Source organism: Martinezella rhizogenes (assembly GCF_000799715.1).
In the GTDB taxonomy this organism is placed as follows: Bacteria; Pseudomonadota; Alphaproteobacteria; order Rhizobiales; family Rhizobiaceae; genus Rhizobium; species Rhizobium rhizogenes_C.
In genome coordinates this window covers 982,651-1,002,821 of sequence record NZ_JUHG01000011.1, presented here as the reverse complement: position 1 = coordinate 1,002,821, position 20,171 = coordinate 982,651, and the positions used below count along the sequence as shown (strand labels likewise).

The window sequence follows — 20,171 nt, the reverse complement described above, 5'->3', positions numbered from 1 at the left end:
GACGAAACCATGGACGCGAACAGCCATTCCCCCAAAGGCATGCCCGAAGCAGCGGTGAAGTACCGCTCTTACCCGCAGATCAACATTCCCGACCGCACCTGGCCGTCGAAGGTCATCACCAAGGCGCCGATCTGGTGTTCCGTGGATCTGCGCGACGGCAATCAAGCATTGGTCGACCCGATGGGCCACGACCGCAAGGCCCGCATGTTCCAGTTGCTGCTGGACATGGGCTTCAAGGAAATCGAGATCGGTTTCCCCTCGGCCTCGCAGACCGATTTCGATTTCGCCCGCTGGTGCATCGAGCAGGGCAACGTGCCGGACGATGTCTCGCTGCAGGTCCTGGTGCAGTGCCGGCCCGAGCTGATCACCCGCACCTTCGAATCCCTGGAAGGCGCCAACAAGCCGATCGTGCATTTCTACAATTCCACCAGCGAATTGCAGCGCCGCGTGGTGTTCGCCAAGGATGTGCAGGGCATCAAGCAGATCGCCGTCGATGCCGCCAAGATGATCACCGACATGGCGGCCAAGGCCGGCGGCGGTTATCGTTTCGAATATTCGCCAGAAAGCTTTACCGGCACCGAGCTGGATGTGGCGCTGGAAATCTGCAACGCCGTCATCGAGGTGGTGAAGCCGACGCCGGACAACAAGCTGATCATCAACTTGCCGTCCACCGTCGAAATGGCGACGCCGAACATCTATGCCGACCAGATCGAATGGATGTGCCGCAATCTCGACAATCGCGAAAACCTGCTGATCTCGTTGCATCCGCACAATGACCGCGGCACCGGTATCGCTGCCGCCGAGCTGGCCTTGCTGGCCGGCGCCGACCGTGTCGAAGGCACCTTGTTTGGCAATGGCGAGCGCACTGGCAATGTCGATGTCGTCACCATGGCGCTGAACATGTTCACGCAAGGCGTCGATCCCGAGCTCGACTGCTCCAACATCGAACGGATGAAGGACGTCTTCGAATATTCCAACCAGATGGCGATCGGTGAGCGTCACCCTTATGTCGGTGAGTTGGTTTACACCGCCTTTTCCGGCTCGCATCAGGATGCGATCAACAAGGGCATGAAGGCGTCGAAGGTTGCCAACCATTCGATCTGGGAAGTGCCCTATCTGCCGATCGATCCGCAGGATGTCGGCCGCTCCTACGAGGCGATCATCCGCATCAATTCGCAGTCGGGCAAGGGCGGCATCGCCTACATCATGCAGCAGGACTACGGCATCAATCTGCCGCGCAATCTGCAGGTGGAATATCGCGAGGAGATCCAGCGGATCACCGATGAAGAAGGCAAGGAACTGCCGGCGAAGCGGATCTACGAGCACTTCATCGAGCGCTATGTGACGCAGCCTGACGGCCGTATCCGGTTCGTCGATCACCACACTTTCGCCGATCCCGAGCATAAGGGCCTGCGCATCGTAGCAGCCGAGATCACCGACAATGGCGAGGTGAAGCGCATCGAAGGTCGCGGCAATGGCCCGATCGATGGATTCATCAATGCTCTCTCGATCTATCTCGGCATTCAGATGACGGTCGAGGACTATTCCGAGCATTCGCTGCAGCATGGCTCGAACGCAGCGGCGATCTCCTATGTCGAGACCTCCTATCCCGGCGGCAAGCTCTTCGGCGCCGGCATCAACACCAATATCGTCGCCGCTTCTCTCGAGGCGATCGTCTCGGCGGCGAACCGGGTGCTCGACATCAAGGCCAAGAAGGGCTGAATTTCAGCCGCTGTAGTCCAGTGAAGACAAAATCCCCTCGAGATGATCGAGGGGATTTTTTGTTTCCACCTATTCAGCCAGGGCGGGATCGTCGTCGCCGATGAAGCCGCCGGATTGGCGCGCCCAGAGAGCGGCGTAGATGCCATTTTGCGCCAGCAGTTCGCCATGCGTGCCATTCTCGACGATCTGCCCGTCATCGAGAACGACGATACGGTCCATGCGGGCGATGGTCGAGAGGCGGTGAGCGATGGCGATCACCGTCTTGCCCTCCATGACGCGATAGAGCGTATCCTGGATGACGGCCTCCACCTCCGAGTCGAGCGCGGATGTGGCCTCGTCCAACACGAGGATCGGTGCGTCCTTCAAGATAGCACGGGCAAGCGCGATACGCTGCCTCTGGCCGCCCGAAAGCTGGACGCCGCGCTCGCCGACATGAGCATCGTAACTGGTGCGGCCTTCGTGGTCCCGCAGGGCGGCGACGAATTCACTCGCCGCCGCTTTATCCAGCGCCGCTGCAATCGCGCTCTCGGAAAAGCGCGGATCTCCATGAGCGATGTTGTCACGAACGGAGCGATGGAGCAGGGCGGCATCCTGGCTCACCATGGCGATCTGCCGGCGTAGGCTCTCCTGGGTGACGCTGCGGATATCCTGTCCATCGATTTCGATGGAGCCGGCTTCCGGATCGAAGAACCGCAGCAGCAGATTGACGAGCGTCGATTTTCCGGTGCCGGAACGGCCGACGAGGCCAACCTTTTCGCCCGGCGCTATCCGCAGCGAGACACCGTTCAGGCCGCCATTGCCCTTGCCGTAATGGTGCGTCACGTTTCGGAAGGCGATCGCGCCGCTATTGACCACAAGCTCGCGCGCGGCAGGCTCACCCGCAATGGCGAGCGGTTGCGCCACGGTCAGCAGCGATTGCCGCATCGCGCCGAGATGGCCGAACAGCGACGATACGGCGTCGAGCATCCATTCCGCCATGCCGGTGATGCGGAAGCTCAGGGCGAGCGAGGCGGCGATGAGGCCAAGCGGCGCGCCACCGCCCTGCCACAGAATAACGGCATAGCCGACCAGCCCGACGATCAGAAAGCTGCCGAGGAACAGCATGCTGGAATTGACCATGACCTCGAGCCTCTGAACTCGCACGAATGTCTCGCGAGCGACAGCGAAACGCTCCCGCCCTTCACGGTCTTCTTCCGCCGCATTGGCGAAGAGCTTGATGATGTCGATATTGGCATAGGTATCGACCAGCATGCCGGTCAGGGAAGCATAGGCGCCCTGGAACTCCTCGGATGCCTTGCGCAGCCTGGGGATGACGAAGACCATCAGGCCGAGATAGCAGCTGACCCATATGAGCAGCGGCCAGATGAGACGCCAATCGATCGAGGCCATAAGCCAAAGCGAGCCTGCGACATAGATGCTGACGAAGGATAGTGTATGCAGCACCGCATAGGCAGCTCCGGTCGCGGAGTTGCCGATATCGCGCACCTGGGCGGCGATCCGTCCGGAAAAATCCTGGCGGAACCAGCCGACGGATTGCCGCAGGACATGGCGATGGGCTCGCCAGCGGACCAATGTCTCGGCATTCGGCCGGAACGCGATGTCGTCGAGGCTTTCGCGGAGATAGCCGGCAATCGGCCGGCCGATCAGCACGAGAGCGGCGGCGGCGAGCAAGCCGGTGCCGTGGGACGCCCAGAGCTGATCCGGCCGGGCAGTGGCCAGAATATCGACGAGCTGGCTGGTATAGCCGATCAGCCAGACCTCGATCGCCGCGCCGATGACGGTGAGCGCAAGGCTCATGGTCATGACGAAGCGGAAGGGGCGCAGATTGCTTTTGAGATACCGCCAGGCATCCGGCGGCGGGGTCAGGTCGTCATAATGCTGGAACGGATCGACGAGCTTTTCGAAGCGACGAAACATGAGTGCCCTCCAGGGGCGAGATGGCAATTTGATGGATGGGCCAAACAAGCAGCCCTTCACGGCACTGCTTTTCAGCGGTGGTTTTGGGTGCCGTAGGTTCTCATCAAAGTGCTCTCCTCTGAAAGTCGCTTGACGGTTGTATAGCGCATGATGGCAGCGATGTCAGCAGGATTTGCTGGCCTGGAGTGTCAGGTTGAATGTCCGCAGAAGCAATGACATCAATACTGCTCATTGATTTCACGGAAAAGGTAAATCCATTTATTGTTAAATAAATCCGTTCTCTGTCGATGTTTGAATTTGTATTTCCGGAATAGCGTTCGTGTGATATTTTCGAAGTCCAACAAAATTAAGGGGGAAATCATGCCACGAATTGCCAGTCTATACTTCAAGACAGCGATCATCTTCCTGATTATCGGAATCGGGATAGGTCTCAATATGGCGATCACCGAGGATCACAGCGTCGTCGCCGCTCATGCGCATGCCAATCTTCTTGGTTGGGTGACGATGGCGATATTCGGCGGCTATCATGCCTTGAACCCGCGAAAGGCAGAAAAGCGGCTGGTGATGATCCAGTACTACGTCTACACGGCGGGCGTCGCGGTCATGGTGCCGGCGCTGTATTTCATGCTTCTCGGCAACATGGCCATGGAGCCGGTGGTGGCCGTGGCGTCGGTCGTCACCTTCATCGGTGTGCTGCTGTTCGCCGTCATCATCTTTACAGGCGAGCAAACCGCGACGACGGTTTCGCCCGCTCCGTCTCACTGATCCTGCGACAAGAGACGGGAATGGATAGTCGTTCTACCCGTCTCTCCGCATTCAGGATTGCGTCTTGGAAAGCTCATCTCGACGTTTGATCAGGCGTTCGAGCTCTTCTTCCTGATCTGCTATACGCTCCGATGCCCGCTCTTCGTCCGCCGCGCCGGAATAGGCGGCGGCTTGCTCGATCAATTCGCGCAGGTTTCCCCTGATTGCGGCGATGCGCTTGTCAAGCTCCGGGATAGTCAGCAGGATGTCGGACATGGTCGATCTCCGGGCACCCGTCGGGCGATGCCTCCGGATGCGATTGATGGAGGAACAGTATCCTCTCGCTGGGCCGAAGCCGCAAGCAGGACCTCGGTCAGCGGTCAGCTTAAATCTCGGTCGAGACCCGGTTGGCGATTTCATCGAGCATCGCGTCGGAGGAAGGGCCGACGACGGCATAGGCGGTGCCGTTGCGATGCCAGGATACGATACTCACATCGTCCTTGATCGTCTCATCGAGATTGCCGCCGTCGGAGACGCCCTCATCTTTCGCGAAACAGATGGCGATGACATCGCCGTCGAGGTTCTTGTAGATCAATTGGCCAGCCGGCTTGCCGCCGGCGATGAACATGCGCGCGCCCTGGAAAACGAGCCCGTCGGCGGCAAGATCCGGCAGATTGAATTTCACGCCGACCGTACCCGTGAGCCATTTGCTGATTTCGTCTGCCTCGGTCGCCTGCACTTCGACGACATGATGCGGCTGGCGCGAATAGACGCGGTGGTAGGCGGCAATATCGTCCAGCCATGTGCGGTTCTGCGCGGTCGTGATCGGGGCAGGGGGCGGGGCGCGTGTCGGCAGGATGCCGAGGAGATAGCCGATGCCGCCGCCGACGAGGAAGAGGATGAGAGCGGCAGCAAGCGCCTGGCGGCCGGTCGGCGCGAGTTTCAAGGATGGCCGGGCGAGCCGAGGGGCGGGTTCCCGCGCCTTTGGGGCCTGCGCGCTCTTGATGGAGCGCACCAGCGCCAGCGGTACGGGCTCCTTCAGTACTTCCTCGAAAGCCTTGCGGCCGACATCGGAGCCATGCCTCAACTCGTCGAAGATCCGGCGTGCTTCTGGATCGGAGGCGATGAGCCGCTCCAGCTCTTCCTTTTCCTCACGACTCGTTTCGCCGTCCATAAACGCGGACAGACGAGCTTCGAGCGGCATTTTCTTCATGTCCTGCAATGCTAAAACCTTCGTGGCGAGCGGCTGTGCCCCTGGGTGGCAAGACGAAGCCGGGCACTGGAAAGCCGCGACGCCACCGTCGACAGGGGAATGCCGAGAATATCGGCCGTCTGCTTGTAGCTGTGCCCCTCGATATCGACGAGCAGGAAGACACTGGCCAATCCTTCAGGCAAAGATATGACCATCTGATGCGCTTCGCTTGCTTCGACGGGATTGGTATGTGTGCCAGGGGTTGCCAGTTCGCCGTGTTCCAGCGCGCTTCCTTTGGTGACGGACCGCAGGCGGTGACGCCGTGCCTCGTCGATCCATTGATGGCGGGCCATGGTATAGAGCCAGCTTTCCAGCCGACCGTCATTGTTCCAGAGGTGGAATTTGGCAATACCGCGCTGACAGACGCTCTGCACGAGCTCATCCGCCTCGGCCAGATCGCCGGTCAGTGTCACGGCAAAGCGCCGGAGCTTCGGGAGAAGGCCGACCAGATCGCGTCTGATATCGATGGCTGCTACCGGCGTCGGCATTGTCTTTCCAGAGAGACGTTGAGGCTTATTGTCCTGCGGACGCCTTGCGGCAAAAGACGGCTTTTCTCCGGGGAAAAGCGGCTTGAGCCGAAGCATCGTCCTGTATTGGTATGAACCATTTTCCTGCCGTTTCGCAAGTCTTCAAAATTGCGTCTGTCACTTCCTTTTCGCATCCGGCCGGATCTTGAGGAAAGGCGGTGCGCGCACTCGTCTCAATAGGTGATCTGACCGTTCAGTGATTGCTGTAGCGAGCGATAGGCCCAGCTATTCTCGCCGCCGCGATCACGGATTTCGACAAGCTGCACGCGGGCTGCCTGGACATCGCCCTGCTGAAGCAGTGCCTGGCCCATGTAGGACCGCGCGAGGATATAGTTTTCGTCCCGCTGCAGGGCCCTGCGATAATAGCTCATGCCGAGCTCCATGCGGCCGGCCTTGCGGTTGGAATAGCCGAGATAGTTGAGAATGCGAGGGTCTTCCTGGTTCCTGGCGAGCTTGAGCACGGCGATGGCGTTGTCATATTGGCCGGCATAGGCGAATTCGCGCGCGGCCTGGAAAAGCTGGTCGTCATTGAAGCCGCTTTTCTGCGGTTTCACGCATTCCTTCTTGTCCTTGTCCCAGACCTTGCCATCGGTGCATTTGGTGGTCGTCTTGGTTTTCGGCGGCGGCGCGGTCTCGTCGCTCTCCGAGCCGGCGGCGAAGGCCTGCAGGCTGGCGCCGAACAAGAATCCGGCGGCAAGCGCCATTATGGCGGAATTCTTCATCGTGACGCCAAAGCTCATGATATCCTCCCAAAATCAGATGGTTGGATTGTAGCTCCGGATAGTCGAAAACGCTACCGAAACGATAGGGCGGTTTTCACAAAATACCACCTTTTATCACGCCAGGATGTCGATGCCCTGGGCCTCTACGCCATCACCGCGAGCGTTGAGGCTGAAGCGCTCGGCCTTGAGCTCCCATGCACCCGGATGGCCACCTATGGTGAACAGATTGTAGGCGGCGGCCGGCTTCAGCCCACCGGGGCCTTGTGAGGCAGACGCGATGCCGATGACCGGCACCGGGCCGGTCTGGCCCTTCAGCCAATGCAGCGTGTTGAGGTGGGTATGGCCATGCAGGACGAGCTCGGCGCCGCCGCTCGAGACGACGGCAGCAAAGCGGCGGATGCCGATCATGCGCTTGTAGAAGCTGGTCGCGCCACGGATCGGGGGGTGGTGGATCATCAGCACGCGAAAGAGGCCAGCCTCGCCCGCGGCGCGCAGCATGTTCACCGTCTCGCGCGCCTGCCGGGCGGAGTAGAAGCCGCTGGCGGCAAAGGGGGGAGTGGCAACCGCTGTCGAGCAGCCGATGATGGCGACGCGGTCGCGGATGCGCAGATAGGGGAAGACGTGCCGGTCTTCCGGCCACTCCGGTGGCGCATGATCGCCCTGAACGTAGGGATACCAGGCGCGCATGGCCTTCTCATAGGCGCCGGGTACATAGGCATCGTGGTTGCCGGGAACGACGGAGGTGAAGGCGGGATCGCCGACCGTCTTCAGCCATTCGGCGGCGGTCCGTATCTCGATACCGCTGCCGAGATTGACCAGATCGCCGGTTACGGCGAGATGGTCGGCCTGCTTTGCCCTGATATCGTCCAGAAGAAGATCGAGGGTGCCGCCGAAAAGATGCTTGCGCCGGTTTCGGTGCCAGTTCACAAATCCGGTAATGCGTTTCGAAGCGAGTTCTCTGATCGAAAGCCGGGGCAAGGGACCCAGATGAACGTCGGAAATATGCGCGAGTTTGAACATGGGTTGAGACATAGCCCAGTCCATTGTCAAAACAAATACATCCATTTGCCGCTGGCCGATCGCGATGGCGGAGCTGTGACATGAACGAGCGTACGTCTCCCGACGAATCCCGCGGTTGGCGGGTGAGGCTACTCGGGCGAATGCTCCATAGCTATTTCGCGCTCACCCGCAGCATGACCATGGGTGTGCGAGCTGCCTGTTTCGATCAGGAAGGGCGGATCTTTCTCGTGCGGCACTCCTATATCGCCGGCTGGCATATGCCCGGCGGCGGCGTCGAGCGTCACGAGACGGTGGAGCAGGCGCTGGTGAAGGAACTGCGGGAGGAGGGCAATCTGGCGATATCGGGCCGGCCGCAGCTCTTCCACGTCTATTTCAACAACCGCACCAGCAAACGCGACCATGTCGTCTTTTTCCGTGTGCAGGTCGAGCAGACCGCGCCGCGCAAGCCGGATCTCGAGATCGTCGAAAGTGGCTTCTTTCCGCTCGACGCCCTGCCGATTGGGACGACCAAGGCGACGTATCGGCGGCTGAAGGAGCTGGAGGGCGGCGAGGCGCCCTCGAATTATTGGTGACGGCTTTCGTGCCGAACATCATGACGCGGTTCGACGTGGAAAGCCAAACGAGCGGCGGGGGAAGCCTATCTCGCCCTTGGCGGGCGAGAAAGCAATTTCACTGGTTTAGGAATTGCGGCTTCGAAAGCAGCTCAGGATTCGAGGTTTGGCGCAATTTCTAAGCCATTGAAATTGCAAGAGCGGGGGTCTGCATCTTGCGTCCCTGCCTACCCCCTCTCTTGCAAAATCTAGCACTTAGCTGACGCTAAATGCTGATTTTGCTTTCTCGCCCGCAAGGGGCGAGATTGACCGCGCCTCATGCCGCCTTCGCCAATCTTTCTCGCCCATGTGGGCGGTCAAAATCCAGATCGGGGCCGAGGGGGACGATACCGGTCGGATTGATCGTCTTGTGGCTGCGGTAGTAGTGATCCTTGATATGCGTAAGGTTCGTGGTCTCGGCGACACCGGGAACCTGATAGAGGTCGCGCAGGTAGCCTGACAGGTTGCGATAGTCCTCGATGCGACGGATATTGCATTTGAAATGACCGACATAGACGGCGTCGAAGCGGGCGAGCGTGGTGAAGAGCCGCCAGTCGGCCTCGGTCAGCCGGTCGCCCAGGAGATAGCGGCTTGCCTCCAGGCGCTTGTCGAGCATATCGAGGGTTTCGAACAGGCGGCGGACATTGCCGTCATAGGCTTCCTGCGTGCCGGCAAAGCCGGATTTGTAGACGCCGTTGTTGACCGTGTCGTAGACGACCTCGTTCAGTGTATCGATCTCGGCTCTGAGGTCCGTCGGGTAGAAATCATCCTTCGAGCCGGTCAGGCCGTCGAAGGCGCTGTTGAACATGCGGATGATCTCGGCGGACTCATTGTTGACGATCGTGCCGGTCTGCTTGTCCCAGAGGACGGGAACGGTGACGCGGCCGGAATAATGTGGATCTGCCTTGACGTAGACTTCCCAGAGCGCCTTTGCACCGAAGAGATGGTCGACCGTGCCGCCATCCTTGCCTTTGAATTCCCAGCCATTTTCCAGCATCAGCGGATCGACTATGGAAACGGAGATCAGGTCCTCAAGCTTCTTCAGCTTGCGGAAGATCAGCGTACGGTGCGCCCAGGGGCAGGCGAGCGAGACGTAGAGATGGTAGCGCCCGGCCTCTGCCTTGAAGCCGCCAGTACCGCTCGGCCCCGGCGCTCCGTCGGCGGTGATCCAGTTGCGGAACTGTGAGGCGGCGCGCTTGAAGTGGCCCTTGGTTTCCTTCGTGTCGTACCAGACGTCGTGCCAGACGCCATCAACCAACATGCCCATTGTTCCATCCTTTCGGAAATCCTGTCGAAAAACTTGCTCTGGAAAATATGGCATGTCTGCGGAATAGCGAGACGGCAAATGATGAACAGTGCGTTACGACATCATCCCGACATGATCATGCATCAACAAACGACTGCGCGCATTTTGCATTGGACGCGCCGAATATTTCCTGCTATCGGGCTTGTCACACTTTGAGGACCACTTGTCATGACAGCAACCAGAAGCCTGCGACGACGCCGATGATCCCGAACGCTCGAGAAGCGTTTTCGAGAACCATCCCGTCTGTCTATCTGGTTTCTGTGGTCTAATGTACAAGCACGATCTGGTCTACCTCACTGAGGATGCGTCGCACGACGCTGTCATCGAACTCATCAACGAAGAAGCATTCGGTCCTGGCCGGTTCACACGCGCCGCTGCGCGGATTCGTGAGCAAGGGCCGCATGACCGCACGCTCTCCTTCATCTGTGCCGACGACGGCGAGACGATCGCCTCGGTCCGGATGACGCCGGTGCTCGCCGGCTCGGTCAAGGGGCATCTGCTTGGGCCGCTCGCCGTCCGTCCGTCGCACAAGAACCGGGGCATCGGCCGGGAACTGGTGCGGATCGCGATCGAGGCCGCCAGACGCAAGGGATCGGAAGCCGTGATCCTGGTGGGCGATCCGCCTTACTATGGGCCGCTCGGCTTCGAAAAGGTCGCCTATAACGCGTTGGCGTTTCCAGGGCCAGTCGATCCGGGCAGGGTGCTTGTCGTGCCCCTCGCCGCCGACACCCATGAGCGGCTGAAGGGCATGATTGCCTGGCATGATGATGCCGCAACGGTTGCCGCTGCCGAGGACGTTGACGACGAAGACCTGCCGCCGGTGGCGATCGCGGTCTAACCACGACGATTTCCACAGGCTGGCCCGATTACCGCCCGCGCGCTCGCTTGCGCGGGCATTTTTCATCTACCTGTCATACGGCCAACCTAGAGTTTTGCCTGTTCCGATCAGAGCAATTGCGAAACTTTTGGGGGTAGTGCAATGACTGAAAATCTCACGCAAAAAGATATATTTCCGACCAGTCAGCTGGAAGACGCTGACGGGGAAGGCCATAACTCAACCGACAATCCGACGATGGGGGAAATCATCGGACGTCGCTTTTCCCGCCGTGGCTTCCTGCAAGGGTCGCTCGCTGTTTCCGCAATTGCCGCGACGGTGGGGCCGCTCGCATTGGTAAGCGCGGAAAAGGCACGCGCGGCCGGCGGCTCGGCCTTCGCCTTCAAGGAAGTCGAAGCCGGCGTTGACGCCGATCATCATGTCGCGGAAGGCTATGATGCCAATGTGCTGCTGCGCTGGGGCGACGCGCTCTTTGCCGATTCACCGGCTTTCGATCCGAAGAACCAGACCGCCGAGGCACAGCGCCGCCAGTTCGGCTACAACAACGACTATGTCGGCTATATCCCGCTGGAGGGTTCTTCCGAACATGGTCTGCTGGTGGTCAACCACGAATATACCAACCCGCATCTGATGTTTCCGGGCCTGGTGACGATCGCTGACGGCAAGATCAAGCAGGCGCCGTTGAGCAAGGAGCAGGTCGATATCGAGATGGCCGCGCATGGCGGCACCATCGTCGAGATCCGCAAGGTTGACGGCAAGTGGCAGATCGTTCCGGACAGCAAATACAATCGCCGCATCACCGCGACGACGGAGATGCAACTGACCGGCCCTGCCGCCGGCAACGACCGGCTGAAGACCTCGGCCGACGCGATCGGCGCCAAGGTTCTCGGCACGCTCAACAACTGCGCCGGCGGCGTTACGCCCTGGGGCACCTACATCATGGCTGAGGAGAACTTCCATGGTTATTTCTCCGGCAAGCTGCCGGAAGGCCACAAGGAAGCCGCCAACTACAAGCGCTATGGCGTGCCGGAAGGCAGCTATGAATGGGCGAATTTCTACGACCGTTTCGATCTCTCCAAGGAACCACACGAGCCGAACCGCTATGGCTGGGTCGTCGAAGTCGACGTGCTCGATCCGCAGTCGGTGCCGAAAAAGCGCACGGCGCTTGGCCGCGTGAAGCATGAGGGTGCTGCCAATATCGTTTCCAAGGATGGCCGTGTGGTCCTCTATCTCGGCGACGACGAACGGTTCGATTATGTCTACAAGTTCGTGACCGCCGGCACCTATAATGCCGCCGACCGCGCCGCCAATCTCGATCTGCTCGACAAAGGCACGCTCTATGTCGCCAAGTTCTCCGAGGATGGCACGCTTGCCTGGTTGCCGCTGACCTTCGGCGAGGGGCCGCTGACGGCGGAACACGACTTTGCCAGCCAGGCCGACGTGCTGATCGAAACACGCCGCGCCGCCGACCTGCTCGGCGCGACCAAGATGGACCGGCCGGAAGACATCGAGCCCAACGCCGTCAACGGCAAGGTCTATGTCATGCTGACCAACAATACCAAGCGCAAAGCCGATCAGGTCGACACCGCCAACCCGCGCGCCGACAACGCCTTCGGCCATATCATCGAGATTAGCGAAGAGGACGGCGTGTTCTCGGCAACCAAGGGCAAGTGGGAAGTGCTGCTGAAATGCGGCGATCCTTCCGTTGCCGCCGTCGGGGCTTCCTTCTCGACCGAGACGACGAAGAACGGCTGGTTCGGCATGCCGGACAACTGTTCCATCGATGCCGCCGGCCGTCTCTGGGTGGCGACCGACGGCAACAACAACAAGGCGACGGGACGCACCGATGGCCTTTGGGCCGTCGATACGGAAGGCGATGCGCGGGCGACCTCGAAATTGTTCTACCGCGTGCCGGTCGGCGCCGAGCTTTGCGGCCCGCTGTTCCTGCCCGATGACCAGACGGCTTTCGTGGCCGTGCAGCATCCGGGCGACGGTGGCGATGATTGGTCCGGTCATGGCCGTCCGTCCTATTACGAGGATCTGTCGACGCGCTGGCCGGACTTCAAGCCGGACATGCCGGTACGTCCCGCCGTGGTGGCTATCACCAAGACCGGTGGCGGCAAGATCGCCGTCTAAGGCTTTGTAAAGAACAAACTATCGCCCCGTCTGCCTCAGCGGGGCGATAGTTTTTTCTGCAGGAAGTAGCGGCTGCGGCCCAAGGGAAAATCCGGCAGCTCGCCGAAGATGGCATAGCCCTGCCGCTGATAGGCGCGCAGTGCCTGCGGATTGAAGGTATCGATCCAGGCGCCGAAACAACCTCGCGTCATGGCTTCCGCTTCCGCCGCTTCCAGCAGCTTGCCGGCCATGCCCTGGCCGCGCAATGCTTCCGGAACGAACAGCCATGCCGTGAACAGCCAGCCCCAGGCCGTATAGCCCGAGACGCCGCCGATCGTTTTGCCGCTTTCGTCGCGGATCAGGACGGCAAGCACGCGGCGCTCGGAGGGGCCGACATCACCGGCGTTAAAGGCAGTCAGGCCTTCGCCGATCGCCGCGAGGTCGCTTTCGGAAGGCGTGTCCGTTACATCAAGTCGCGACATGGCAATCACCGTCCTTCACGCCACCACATGGCGGAAAAGCCAAAGAGAAGGGCGGCAAGACCGGCAAAGCCCGCAAAGAGCGGCAGGTTGTTGATGCCCTTCAATATGGTCTCGTCGGTCATGCGGATGGTCAGCCGTTGATTGTCGGCGACACGTACGGCACCGCGCACAGGCAGGATCGGGGGAACGGTGACGCCGCCGGCAGCGGTCGCGACCCGGGTGACTAGCCCCTTGGTCTTTTCGGCCAAAGGCTTCAGCGTCTCCGTGCTGGAAATCATCGCCTTGAACTCCGGCGCGTCGACGGCGCCGATATGCACCAGCGTCGAGAGGTTGCCATTGGCGATCTGATAGAGCCCGATCTCGTCCATGCGCTTTTCGGCCTGGTAGAGCCCTGGCTCCGTCTGCTTCAGCGGCAATGTCTGTGTCTTGCCGGAGGGAGACTTGATCGTGGCGGGGCCAGGATCGTCGCCGATCGTCTGGCGGGTCACTTCCAGCGTACGGCCGGCGGCGCGCGCCGTCAGCGCCTCTTCCTCCAGCGCCGGTTCCTTCAGCAGCCAATGGGCGATGCGGCGATAGAGCGACACATGCGGTCCGCCACCTTCGAAGCCGCGTGCCCAGAGCCAGCCTTCATCGGACAGCAGCATGGCGACACGGCCCTGGCCGACGCGGTTCAGCACCAGCAAGGGATTGCTGTCGGCGCCGACCATCACGGTCTGGCCCTGCGGCTTCTCAACATCGACGCTGCGGAACCAGCGGCCCCAATGCGGCGGCTCGGTATCCGATCCGTCGAGGCCGCGCGTCACCGGATGCTTGCGGCCCTGATCCGACAGGCGCGGATAGAAGGGTTTCTCGATCATCTGTCCGGTCGGCTCGGCCGGAAGTACGGCGGAGAGCGGTGTCAGCGCGATCGAATTGCCGGCCGCATGTTCAGGCCCGGCGGCCACCAGCAGCGCGCCGCCATTTTCGACATATTGGGCCATGTAATCGTAATAGATCGTCGGCAGGACGTTGGGACGGTCCTGATAACGGTCGAAAATGATCAGGTCGAATGAGTTGATCTTGTCGACGAAGAGTTCGCGTGTCGGGAAAGCGATCAGCGATAATTCATTGATCGGCGTACCGTCCTGCTTGTCCGGCGGACGCAGGATGGTGAAGTGCACGAGGTCGACGGAGGCGTCCGATTTCAGCAGATTGCGCCAGGCGCGCTCGCCGGCATGCGGTTCGCCGGAGACCAGCAGAACGCGCATGTTCTGGCGAATGCCTTCGATCATCTGGACGGTGCGGTTGTTGATGGGCGTGACTTCGCCCGGCACTTCGGCAACCGCGAATTCGAGCACGTTGTTGCCGGCGCGCGGCACCTTGAAGCTGAAAGGCGTGTCCTGGCCGGGTGTCGCCTGCAGCGTCGCGATCTCATCGCCATTCATCTTGACGGTCACGTCTGCCGTGCCGCCGGGGCTCTTGCCATCGTCGATAACGCGCAGCACGAGTTGCTGTTCGTCGTTGACGATGCCGAAGCGCGGCGCGCGCACCACTTCGATGCGCCGGTCGAACTCGTCCGGCTTGCCGGTGATCAGTCCGTGGATCGGGGCGTCGAAGCCGAGCGCCTGATTGACGCCGGGAATATCGTGGATCTGACCGTCGGTCAGGAAGATCGCGCCACCGACGCGGGCGGGCGGCACGTCGGCGATCGCCGAGGAGAGCGCCGAGAAGAGCCGCGTCGAGGGAGATTCGGATTCCGCTGGTTCGCGCACTTCGACGATGCGCGGTTCGATGCGCGGGAACTGCGCCAGCCGGTCCTTCAGCGCTTCCAGCGCCGCGTCGGTCATCTTGATGCGCTCCGGCGTCTGCTGGCTCAGGCTGCGGTCGACGATGACGGGGACGATGGTGGAGAGCTGGTCGCGGTCCTCCTGCATCAGTACGGGATTGGCGAGTGCGGCCAAGAGGGCAAATGCCGCGAGCGCGCGGATCCAGCCGCCACGCATGCGCCGGAAGACCGCCAGCGCGGCGATGGCAAGTGTGATCACCGCGAGGGCGGTGAGAACGGGCCAGGGCAGGAAGGGGGCGAAACCGATATTCATTCTATTGCCCCAACCGTTCCAGGATATCCGGGATATGCACCTGATCGGCTTTATAGTTGCCGGTCAGCATGTACATCATGATGTTGACGCCGGTACGGTAGGCATATTCGCGCTGCGCCTCATCCGGCGGCACGGTCGGCAGCAGCGGCGAACCATTGTCGTCCACCGCCCAGGCGCCGGCGAAATCATTACCGGTGATCATGATCGGGGTCACGCCATCCGCCGAGGCAACGGCATTGCCGTCGCTGCGCGTATCCTGCCGTGCCTCGATCCAGAGCGGGCTATCGGCATAGCGACCGGGAAAGCTGGAGAGCAGATAGAAGGATTTCGTCAGCACATGGCCTTTCGGCACCGGCTCCAGCGCCGGAATATCGAGATTGGCGAGGATCGCCTGCAGGCGCTGGCCGTTCGGGCTCGGTGTTGTGGTATCGCCCATCGTGTCGATGGCGTCGCGCGTGTCGAAGAGCACGGTGCCGCCGTTGCGCATATAGGCGTCGATGCGGTTGATGGCATCGTTGGACGGCATCGGCGCTGTGGCGGAGATCGGCCAGTAGATGATCGGATAGAAGGCGAGGTCGTCCTTGGCGGGATCCAGTCCGACGGGAGGACCGGGCTCCAGCGTCGTGCGATAGGTCAGAAAATCGGAAAGGCCGGCAAGGCCGCGTTCGGAAATATGGTCGACGTCAGTCTCGCCGGTGACGACATAGGCAAGATGCGTCTTGTCGAGCCGGGAAAAGATGGTGTCATCTCCGGGCTTGGAATCGTCGGCCGAGGCGCTGCCCGGATGCAGGAAGGTGGCTACCGAGACTGCGAGTAGCAGCATCGCGGCACCGGTTGCGACCGTCTTTGTCGATTTGCGAAGGCGCGGAAAGGCGCCATTCATGAAGAGCACGATCAAGCTGTCCGCCAGAAGCACGAGGAAGGCGATGGTGAAGAGGATAGGCTTGGCCGACCAGGCCTCACCACCAATGAGGCCCTCACGCGAGACCGAGAGGCTCGTGGCGGAGGCATCCAGCGGCTTGAGTTGCGCGCCATCCGGCAGAACGTTGAGGGCGACAAAACCTTCCTCCGAGCCGTAAAGACCGGGCGGGTTGTCGAAATTGGCGGTGATTGCACCCTTGTTGCCCGGCTCGAGCGGGCGGGCATTGCCGGTTTCGCTGGTCAACGCGCCCTTAGCGGTTAGCAGCCGGTACGGCGACATGGCTTCGCTGGTCTTCGGTGTGTTGTCGCCAGAGGTGACGCCACCCGAGCGGGAAAGCTGCACGATACGGCGCAGCATTTCGACGAAATCACCCGAGATCGGCAGGTCGGACCATTGCGGTTCGGCGCTAACATGGAAGAGGACGATGCGGCCGGCCTTCATCTGTTTTTCGGTCACCAGCGGCGTGCCGTCCGCAAGGCTCGCCCAGGTGCGCTCCGCGAGATCCGGTGTCGGCTCGGCCAGCACTTGCCGCTTGACGAGCACATTGGCGGGCTTCGGCATGCCGGCGAAGGGGCCGAAGGTGGGAAAATCGGCGAGCGGCTGCGGTTCGGCCCAGGAGAGCGCGCCGCCGAAAGTGCGTTCGCCCTGGCGCAGCGTTACCGGCACCAGCGGATCTTCGGCGGGAGCAGCGGCGAGGCGCGGCCCGGCGAAGCGCACCAGCGTGCCGCCATTCTGGATCCATTGCTGCAGCGGCCCATAGCTTTCCTGCGGCAGGCGGCCGACGTCAGCCATGATGATCACGGATGGGTTGCCGGCCAGCAGTTCGGGGATCGATCTCGCGAGCTCGGCACTGTTCGGCTGAACCAGGTCCGCATAGGGCTGCAGGGCGCGCTGGATGTAATAGAGCGGCGACAGGATCGGCTGGAATTCGTCGGCGGCCTGTCCGGATAGCAGCCCCACGCGGCGGCGTTTGAAACCGTCGTCGAGCAGATGCACGGTGCTGGCGCTTGCATGCCGGTCGATGCTGATGCGGGCGAAATCATTGCGCATTTCAAAGGGCGCGGCGATGGAACCGGTCGCGACCGTCTGGCCGCCGGCGAAGTTCAGCGAACCGGCCGCGATCGGCCGCCCCTGATTGTCGAGCGCGGTCAGCCCCAGCCGGAGCGGGCTGGTGCCGTTCAGCCGCGTTGCCGTGACCGTCATGTCGTTGGCGGCGTTGGTGGCGCCGGTGATTGCCAGCACATCGCTGCCGTCGCCCTGGATCAGGCGCAGTTCGCTCGGCTTCAGGGCCGCGAGCTGATTGAGGATATCGTCCTTGTCCTTGCTTTCGACGCCGTCGGAGAGGAAGGCGATCGTGCCCGGCTCGGTGCCGTTGAGTGCGGCCTTGATAGCCTGGGCGGCGCGTTGGCGATCCGGCACCAGCGGTCTCGGATTGATCGCATGCAGCCTGTCGCGGGCGGCCGTGGCAGCGCCCGGCGTGGTATCGTTGCTTTGTTCGGCGGTAAACGCGATGGAGACGGGGATGCCCTTGGCGTCGGCATCGTCGATCAGAGCGTCGGCCGTCTGCACGCGACGCTCCCAGTCGGAGGCGGTCGCCCAGCTATTGTCGATGAGCAGCACCAGCGGACCGCTGCTCGACAGCGTATTGGTGCGCGGATTGAACATCGGATTGGCGATAGCGAGGATGACGAGGGCGGCGAGCGCCATGCGCAGCAGCGTCAGCCACCAGGGACTACGCGCCGGCGTTTCCTCGCGCTTCAGGATCGTTGCCAAGATGCGCAGCGGCGGGAAGACCTCCGCCCTTGGATGCGGCGGGGTGAGACGCAGCAGCCACCAGATCGCCGGAAGAAGGATCAGGGCGCCGAGGATTGCAGGGGAGGCGAACGCGAAGGAGAGACCGCTCACGACTGCCCTCCCGACGCTAGTTTCGCAGGCATGCCGGAGAGGTACATGTGCACGGCGACCAGCGCTTCCGATGCCAGCCGGTCGGTGCGATGGCTGACGAAGGTCCAGCCGAGATGGCGGAGCGACTGGCCAAGACTGTCACGGCGGGCGAGATAGGCGCGCTGATAATCCTCGCGCAGATTTTCCGCCCGCCCGGCTACCAGCTTTGTGCCGGTTTCGGGATCGCTGAACTCGGTGCGGCCACTATAGGGAAAGATTTCCTCGGCCGGGTCGGCGATCTCGACGACATGGCCGCGCAGTCCCCGGCGGCCAAGCGGCCCGATCCGGCTCATGACGCTATCGGCGTCATCCAGAAAATCGCCGATCAGCACGATATCGCTCCAGCCCCGGATCATCGCGGTCTGCGGCAGGCCGCCCTCGAGCGGCGTGTGCATCAGCGCCGCCGCCAGCCGTTCGGCGGCATTGCGGGTGGAGACCGGCTCCATGATGCCGGGGCAGCCGACGCGTTCGCCGGAGCGGGCAAGGATTTCGGCAAGCGCCAGCATCAGTACCAGCGCGCGGCTTTCCTTGGAGACATGGCCGTAGGTCGATTTGTACATCATCGACGGCGACATGTCGGCCCAGAGCCAGATCGTGTGCGCGGCTTCCCATTCGTGATCGCGGATATAGGTGTGATCGTCGCGGGCCGAGCGGCGCCAGTCGATGCGCGACAGGCTTTCGCCCTCGCTGTAGGGGCGGAATTGCCAGAAATTCTCGCCGATGCCGCGCTTGCGCCGGCCATGCCAGCCGGCAATGACGGTGTTGGCGATGCGTTTGGCTTCGACGAGGCAATCCGGCACGAGGGCGGCACGGCTGCGAGCGCGGGAGAGTGCATCATTGCCTGAGGTCGGGCTGACGATCTGTCCGATGGATGCCACGCGCTTATAGTCTCCTCGATATTCCGAGTTACGTTCTTGACTGCTTGACCAGCTCTGCAATCACGTCCCGCACCGACATGCCTTCGGCGCGAGCCGAAAAGGTCAGCGCCATGCGGTGTTGCAGCACCGGCTCGGCCAGCGCGTGCACATCATCGAGCGAAGGCGCAAGCCTGCCTTCATAGAGCGCGCGGGCGCGGGCGCAGAGCATCATCGCCTGGCCGGCGCGGGGGCCGGGGCCCCAGGCGACATGCTTGTCGGTCGAGGCATTGCCCTGACCGGGGCGGGCGGATCGCACCAGGGAAAGGATGGCATCGACGACACCGTCGCTGACCGGCATCTGGCGGATCAGCGTCTGGATCTCGATCAATCGCTCGGCATCGATCACCGCATGCGGCGTCGCCTCGTTGAGGCCGGTGGTTTCGAGCAGGATCCGGCGTTCGTCGGCAAGTTCAGGATAATCGACATCGACCTGCAGCAGAAAACGGTCGAGCTGCGCTTCCGGCAACGGGTAGGTGCCTTCCTGCTCCAGCGGGTTCTGCGTTGCCAGAACGTGGAATGGCGCCGGCAGGTCATAGCGCTGGCCGGCGATGGTGACATGATATTCCTGCATCGATTGCAGCAGCGCCGATTGCGTGCGCGGCGAGGCGCGGTTGATTTCGTCGGCCATCAGCAACTGCGCGAAGACGGGGCCCTTGACGAAGCGGAAGGAGCGGCGACCGCTTTCATCCTGGTCCATGACTTCGGAGCCGAGAATATCCGACGGCATCAGGTCCGGTGTGAATTGCACGCGGCTGGCGGCAAGGCCAAGGACGGCGCCGAGCGTGGTCACCAGCTTGGTCTTGGCAAGGCCCGGTACGCCGACCAGCAGGGCATGACCACCGGCAAGCACGGCGAGAAGCGTGTTTTCGACGACGCTTTCCTGGCCGAAGATGACCTTCGAAACCTCTTCGCGAATGGTGGCGATATCACCCAGTGCCCGTTCGGCGGATGCAATCATGGCCTGGTCATCGAGGCTCGTTTCGGTCGATTTGATCATGCCCATTTGCATCTCCAACGGCTGATAAACGGTACGCGCGATTCGCAGAACTTACACATTTGCCTCATACTCAATACAACT

General features: G+C 61.7%; 17 protein-coding genes. 5 read left to right on the top strand and 12 right to left on the bottom strand.

Features of this window, described 5'->3' with window-relative positions; translation table 11 throughout:
• Positions 1–9: 9 nt before the first annotated feature.
• Positions 10–1,722, top strand: a complete 1,713-nt coding sequence (gene leuA / locus EX00_RS08775) for a 2-isopropylmalate synthase (protein WP_047456389.1) — start codon at positions 10–12, stop codon at positions 1,720–1,722.
• A gap of 69 nt (positions 1,723–1,791) precedes the next feature.
• Here the strand turns inward: leuA and EX00_RS08770 are convergent, their stop codons facing one another.
• Positions 1,792–3,639 carry an ABC transporter ATP-binding protein gene (locus EX00_RS08770; protein WP_047456387.1) on the bottom strand — a complete coding sequence of 616 codons (1,848 nt, stop codon included), beginning with the start codon at positions 3,637–3,639 and terminating at the stop codon, positions 1,792–1,794.
• Between the two features lie 360 nt (positions 3,640–3,999).
• Between EX00_RS08770 and EX00_RS08765 the strand changes: the two genes are divergently transcribed.
• Positions 4,000–4,404 (top strand): hypothetical protein, encoded by a 405-nt coding sequence (locus EX00_RS08765; RefSeq protein ID WP_047456384.1) that lies wholly within the window; start codon positions 4,000–4,002, stop codon positions 4,402–4,404.
• Between the two features lie 51 nt (positions 4,405–4,455).
• On the opposite strand, the gene EX00_RS08760 is transcribed toward EX00_RS08765, so the two are convergent.
• The 5 genes from EX00_RS08760 to EX00_RS08740 form a co-directional block, all read right to left on the bottom strand.
• Entirely contained in the window at positions 4,456–4,659 is a 204-nt protein-coding gene (locus EX00_RS08760) for a hypothetical protein (protein WP_047456383.1), read from the bottom strand.
• A gap of 109 nt (positions 4,660–4,768) precedes the next feature.
• Positions 4,769–5,587: an anti-sigma factor gene (locus tag EX00_RS08755; RefSeq protein WP_080761235.1), complete on the bottom strand. Its 819-nt coding sequence runs from the start codon at positions 5,585–5,587 to the stop codon at positions 4,769–4,771.
• Positions 5,588–5,607: 20 nt separating this feature from the next.
• Positions 5,608–6,123: an RNA polymerase sigma factor gene (locus EX00_RS08750; RefSeq protein ID WP_047456380.1), complete on the bottom strand. Its 516-nt coding sequence runs from the start codon at positions 6,121–6,123 to the stop codon at positions 5,608–5,610.
• A gap of 212 nt (positions 6,124–6,335) precedes the next feature.
• The gene (locus EX00_RS08745) at positions 6,336–6,902 is read right to left on the bottom strand and encodes a tetratricopeptide repeat protein (protein ID WP_047456379.1); all 567 of its coding nucleotides are present in this window, start codon (positions 6,900–6,902) and stop codon (positions 6,336–6,338) included.
• 96 nt (positions 6,903–6,998) lie between these two features.
• On the bottom strand, positions 6,999–7,916 hold the full coding sequence (locus tag EX00_RS08740; RefSeq protein ID WP_080761216.1) for a metallophosphoesterase family protein: 918 nt from the start codon (positions 7,914–7,916) through the stop codon (positions 6,999–7,001).
• Between the two features lie 68 nt (positions 7,917–7,984).
• Here EX00_RS08740 and EX00_RS08735 point away from each other — a divergent pair, with 68 nt between their 5' ends.
• Positions 7,985–8,476 carry an NUDIX domain-containing protein gene (locus tag EX00_RS08735; RefSeq protein ID WP_047456375.1) on the top strand — a complete coding sequence of 164 codons (492 nt, stop codon included), beginning with the start codon at positions 7,985–7,987 and terminating at the stop codon, positions 8,474–8,476.
• A gap of 295 nt (positions 8,477–8,771) precedes the next feature.
• Here EX00_RS08735 and EX00_RS08730 read toward each other — a convergent pair whose 3' ends face one another.
• Positions 8,772–9,761, bottom strand: coding sequence for a glutathione S-transferase family protein (locus tag EX00_RS08730; RefSeq protein WP_047456373.1), 990 nt, complete (start codon positions 9,759–9,761; stop codon positions 8,772–8,774).
• Between the two features lie 307 nt (positions 9,762–10,068).
• On the opposite strand from EX00_RS08730, the gene EX00_RS08725 reads away from it, so the two are divergent.
• Both EX00_RS08725 and EX00_RS08720 read left to right on the top strand, forming a co-directional pair.
• Positions 10,069–10,638, top strand: coding sequence for a GNAT family N-acetyltransferase (locus tag EX00_RS08725; RefSeq protein ID WP_047456372.1), 570 nt, complete (start codon positions 10,069–10,071; stop codon positions 10,636–10,638).
• A gap of 141 nt (positions 10,639–10,779) precedes the next feature.
• Complete coding sequence (locus EX00_RS08720) at positions 10,780–12,771, top strand: PhoX family protein (protein WP_047456370.1); 1,992 nt, start codon at positions 10,780–10,782, stop codon at positions 12,769–12,771.
• 35 nt (positions 12,772–12,806) lie between these two features.
• Here EX00_RS08720 and EX00_RS08715 read toward each other — a convergent pair whose 3' ends face one another.
• The 5 genes from EX00_RS08715 to EX00_RS08695 are packed head-to-tail and all read right to left on the bottom strand — an operon-like array spanning position 12,807 to position 20,096.
• Positions 12,807–13,232, bottom strand: coding sequence for a GNAT family N-acetyltransferase (locus tag EX00_RS08715; protein ID WP_047457604.1), 426 nt, complete (start codon positions 13,230–13,232; stop codon positions 12,807–12,809).
• 5 nt (positions 13,233–13,237) lie between these two features.
• Positions 13,238–15,310, bottom strand: coding sequence for a membrane protein (locus EX00_RS08710; RefSeq protein WP_047456368.1), 2,073 nt, complete (start codon positions 15,308–15,310; stop codon positions 13,238–13,240).
• 1 nt (position 15,311) lies between these two features.
• Positions 15,312–18,137 (bottom strand): DUF4159 domain-containing protein, encoded by a 2,826-nt coding sequence (locus EX00_RS08705; RefSeq protein WP_047456366.1) that lies wholly within the window; start codon positions 18,135–18,137, stop codon positions 15,312–15,314.
• Positions 18,134–19,054 (bottom strand): DUF58 domain-containing protein, encoded by a 921-nt coding sequence (locus tag EX00_RS08700; RefSeq protein WP_047456365.1) that lies wholly within the window; start codon positions 19,052–19,054, stop codon positions 18,134–18,136. The genes EX00_RS08705 and EX00_RS08700 overlap by 4 nt, the downstream gene beginning before the upstream one ends.
• Positions 19,055–19,082: 28 nt before the next feature.
• A complete protein-coding gene (locus tag EX00_RS08695; protein ID WP_047456363.1) occupies positions 19,083–20,096 on the bottom strand; it encodes an AAA family ATPase in 1,014 nt (337 codons plus the stop codon).
• Positions 20,097–20,171 lie beyond the last annotated feature (75 nt).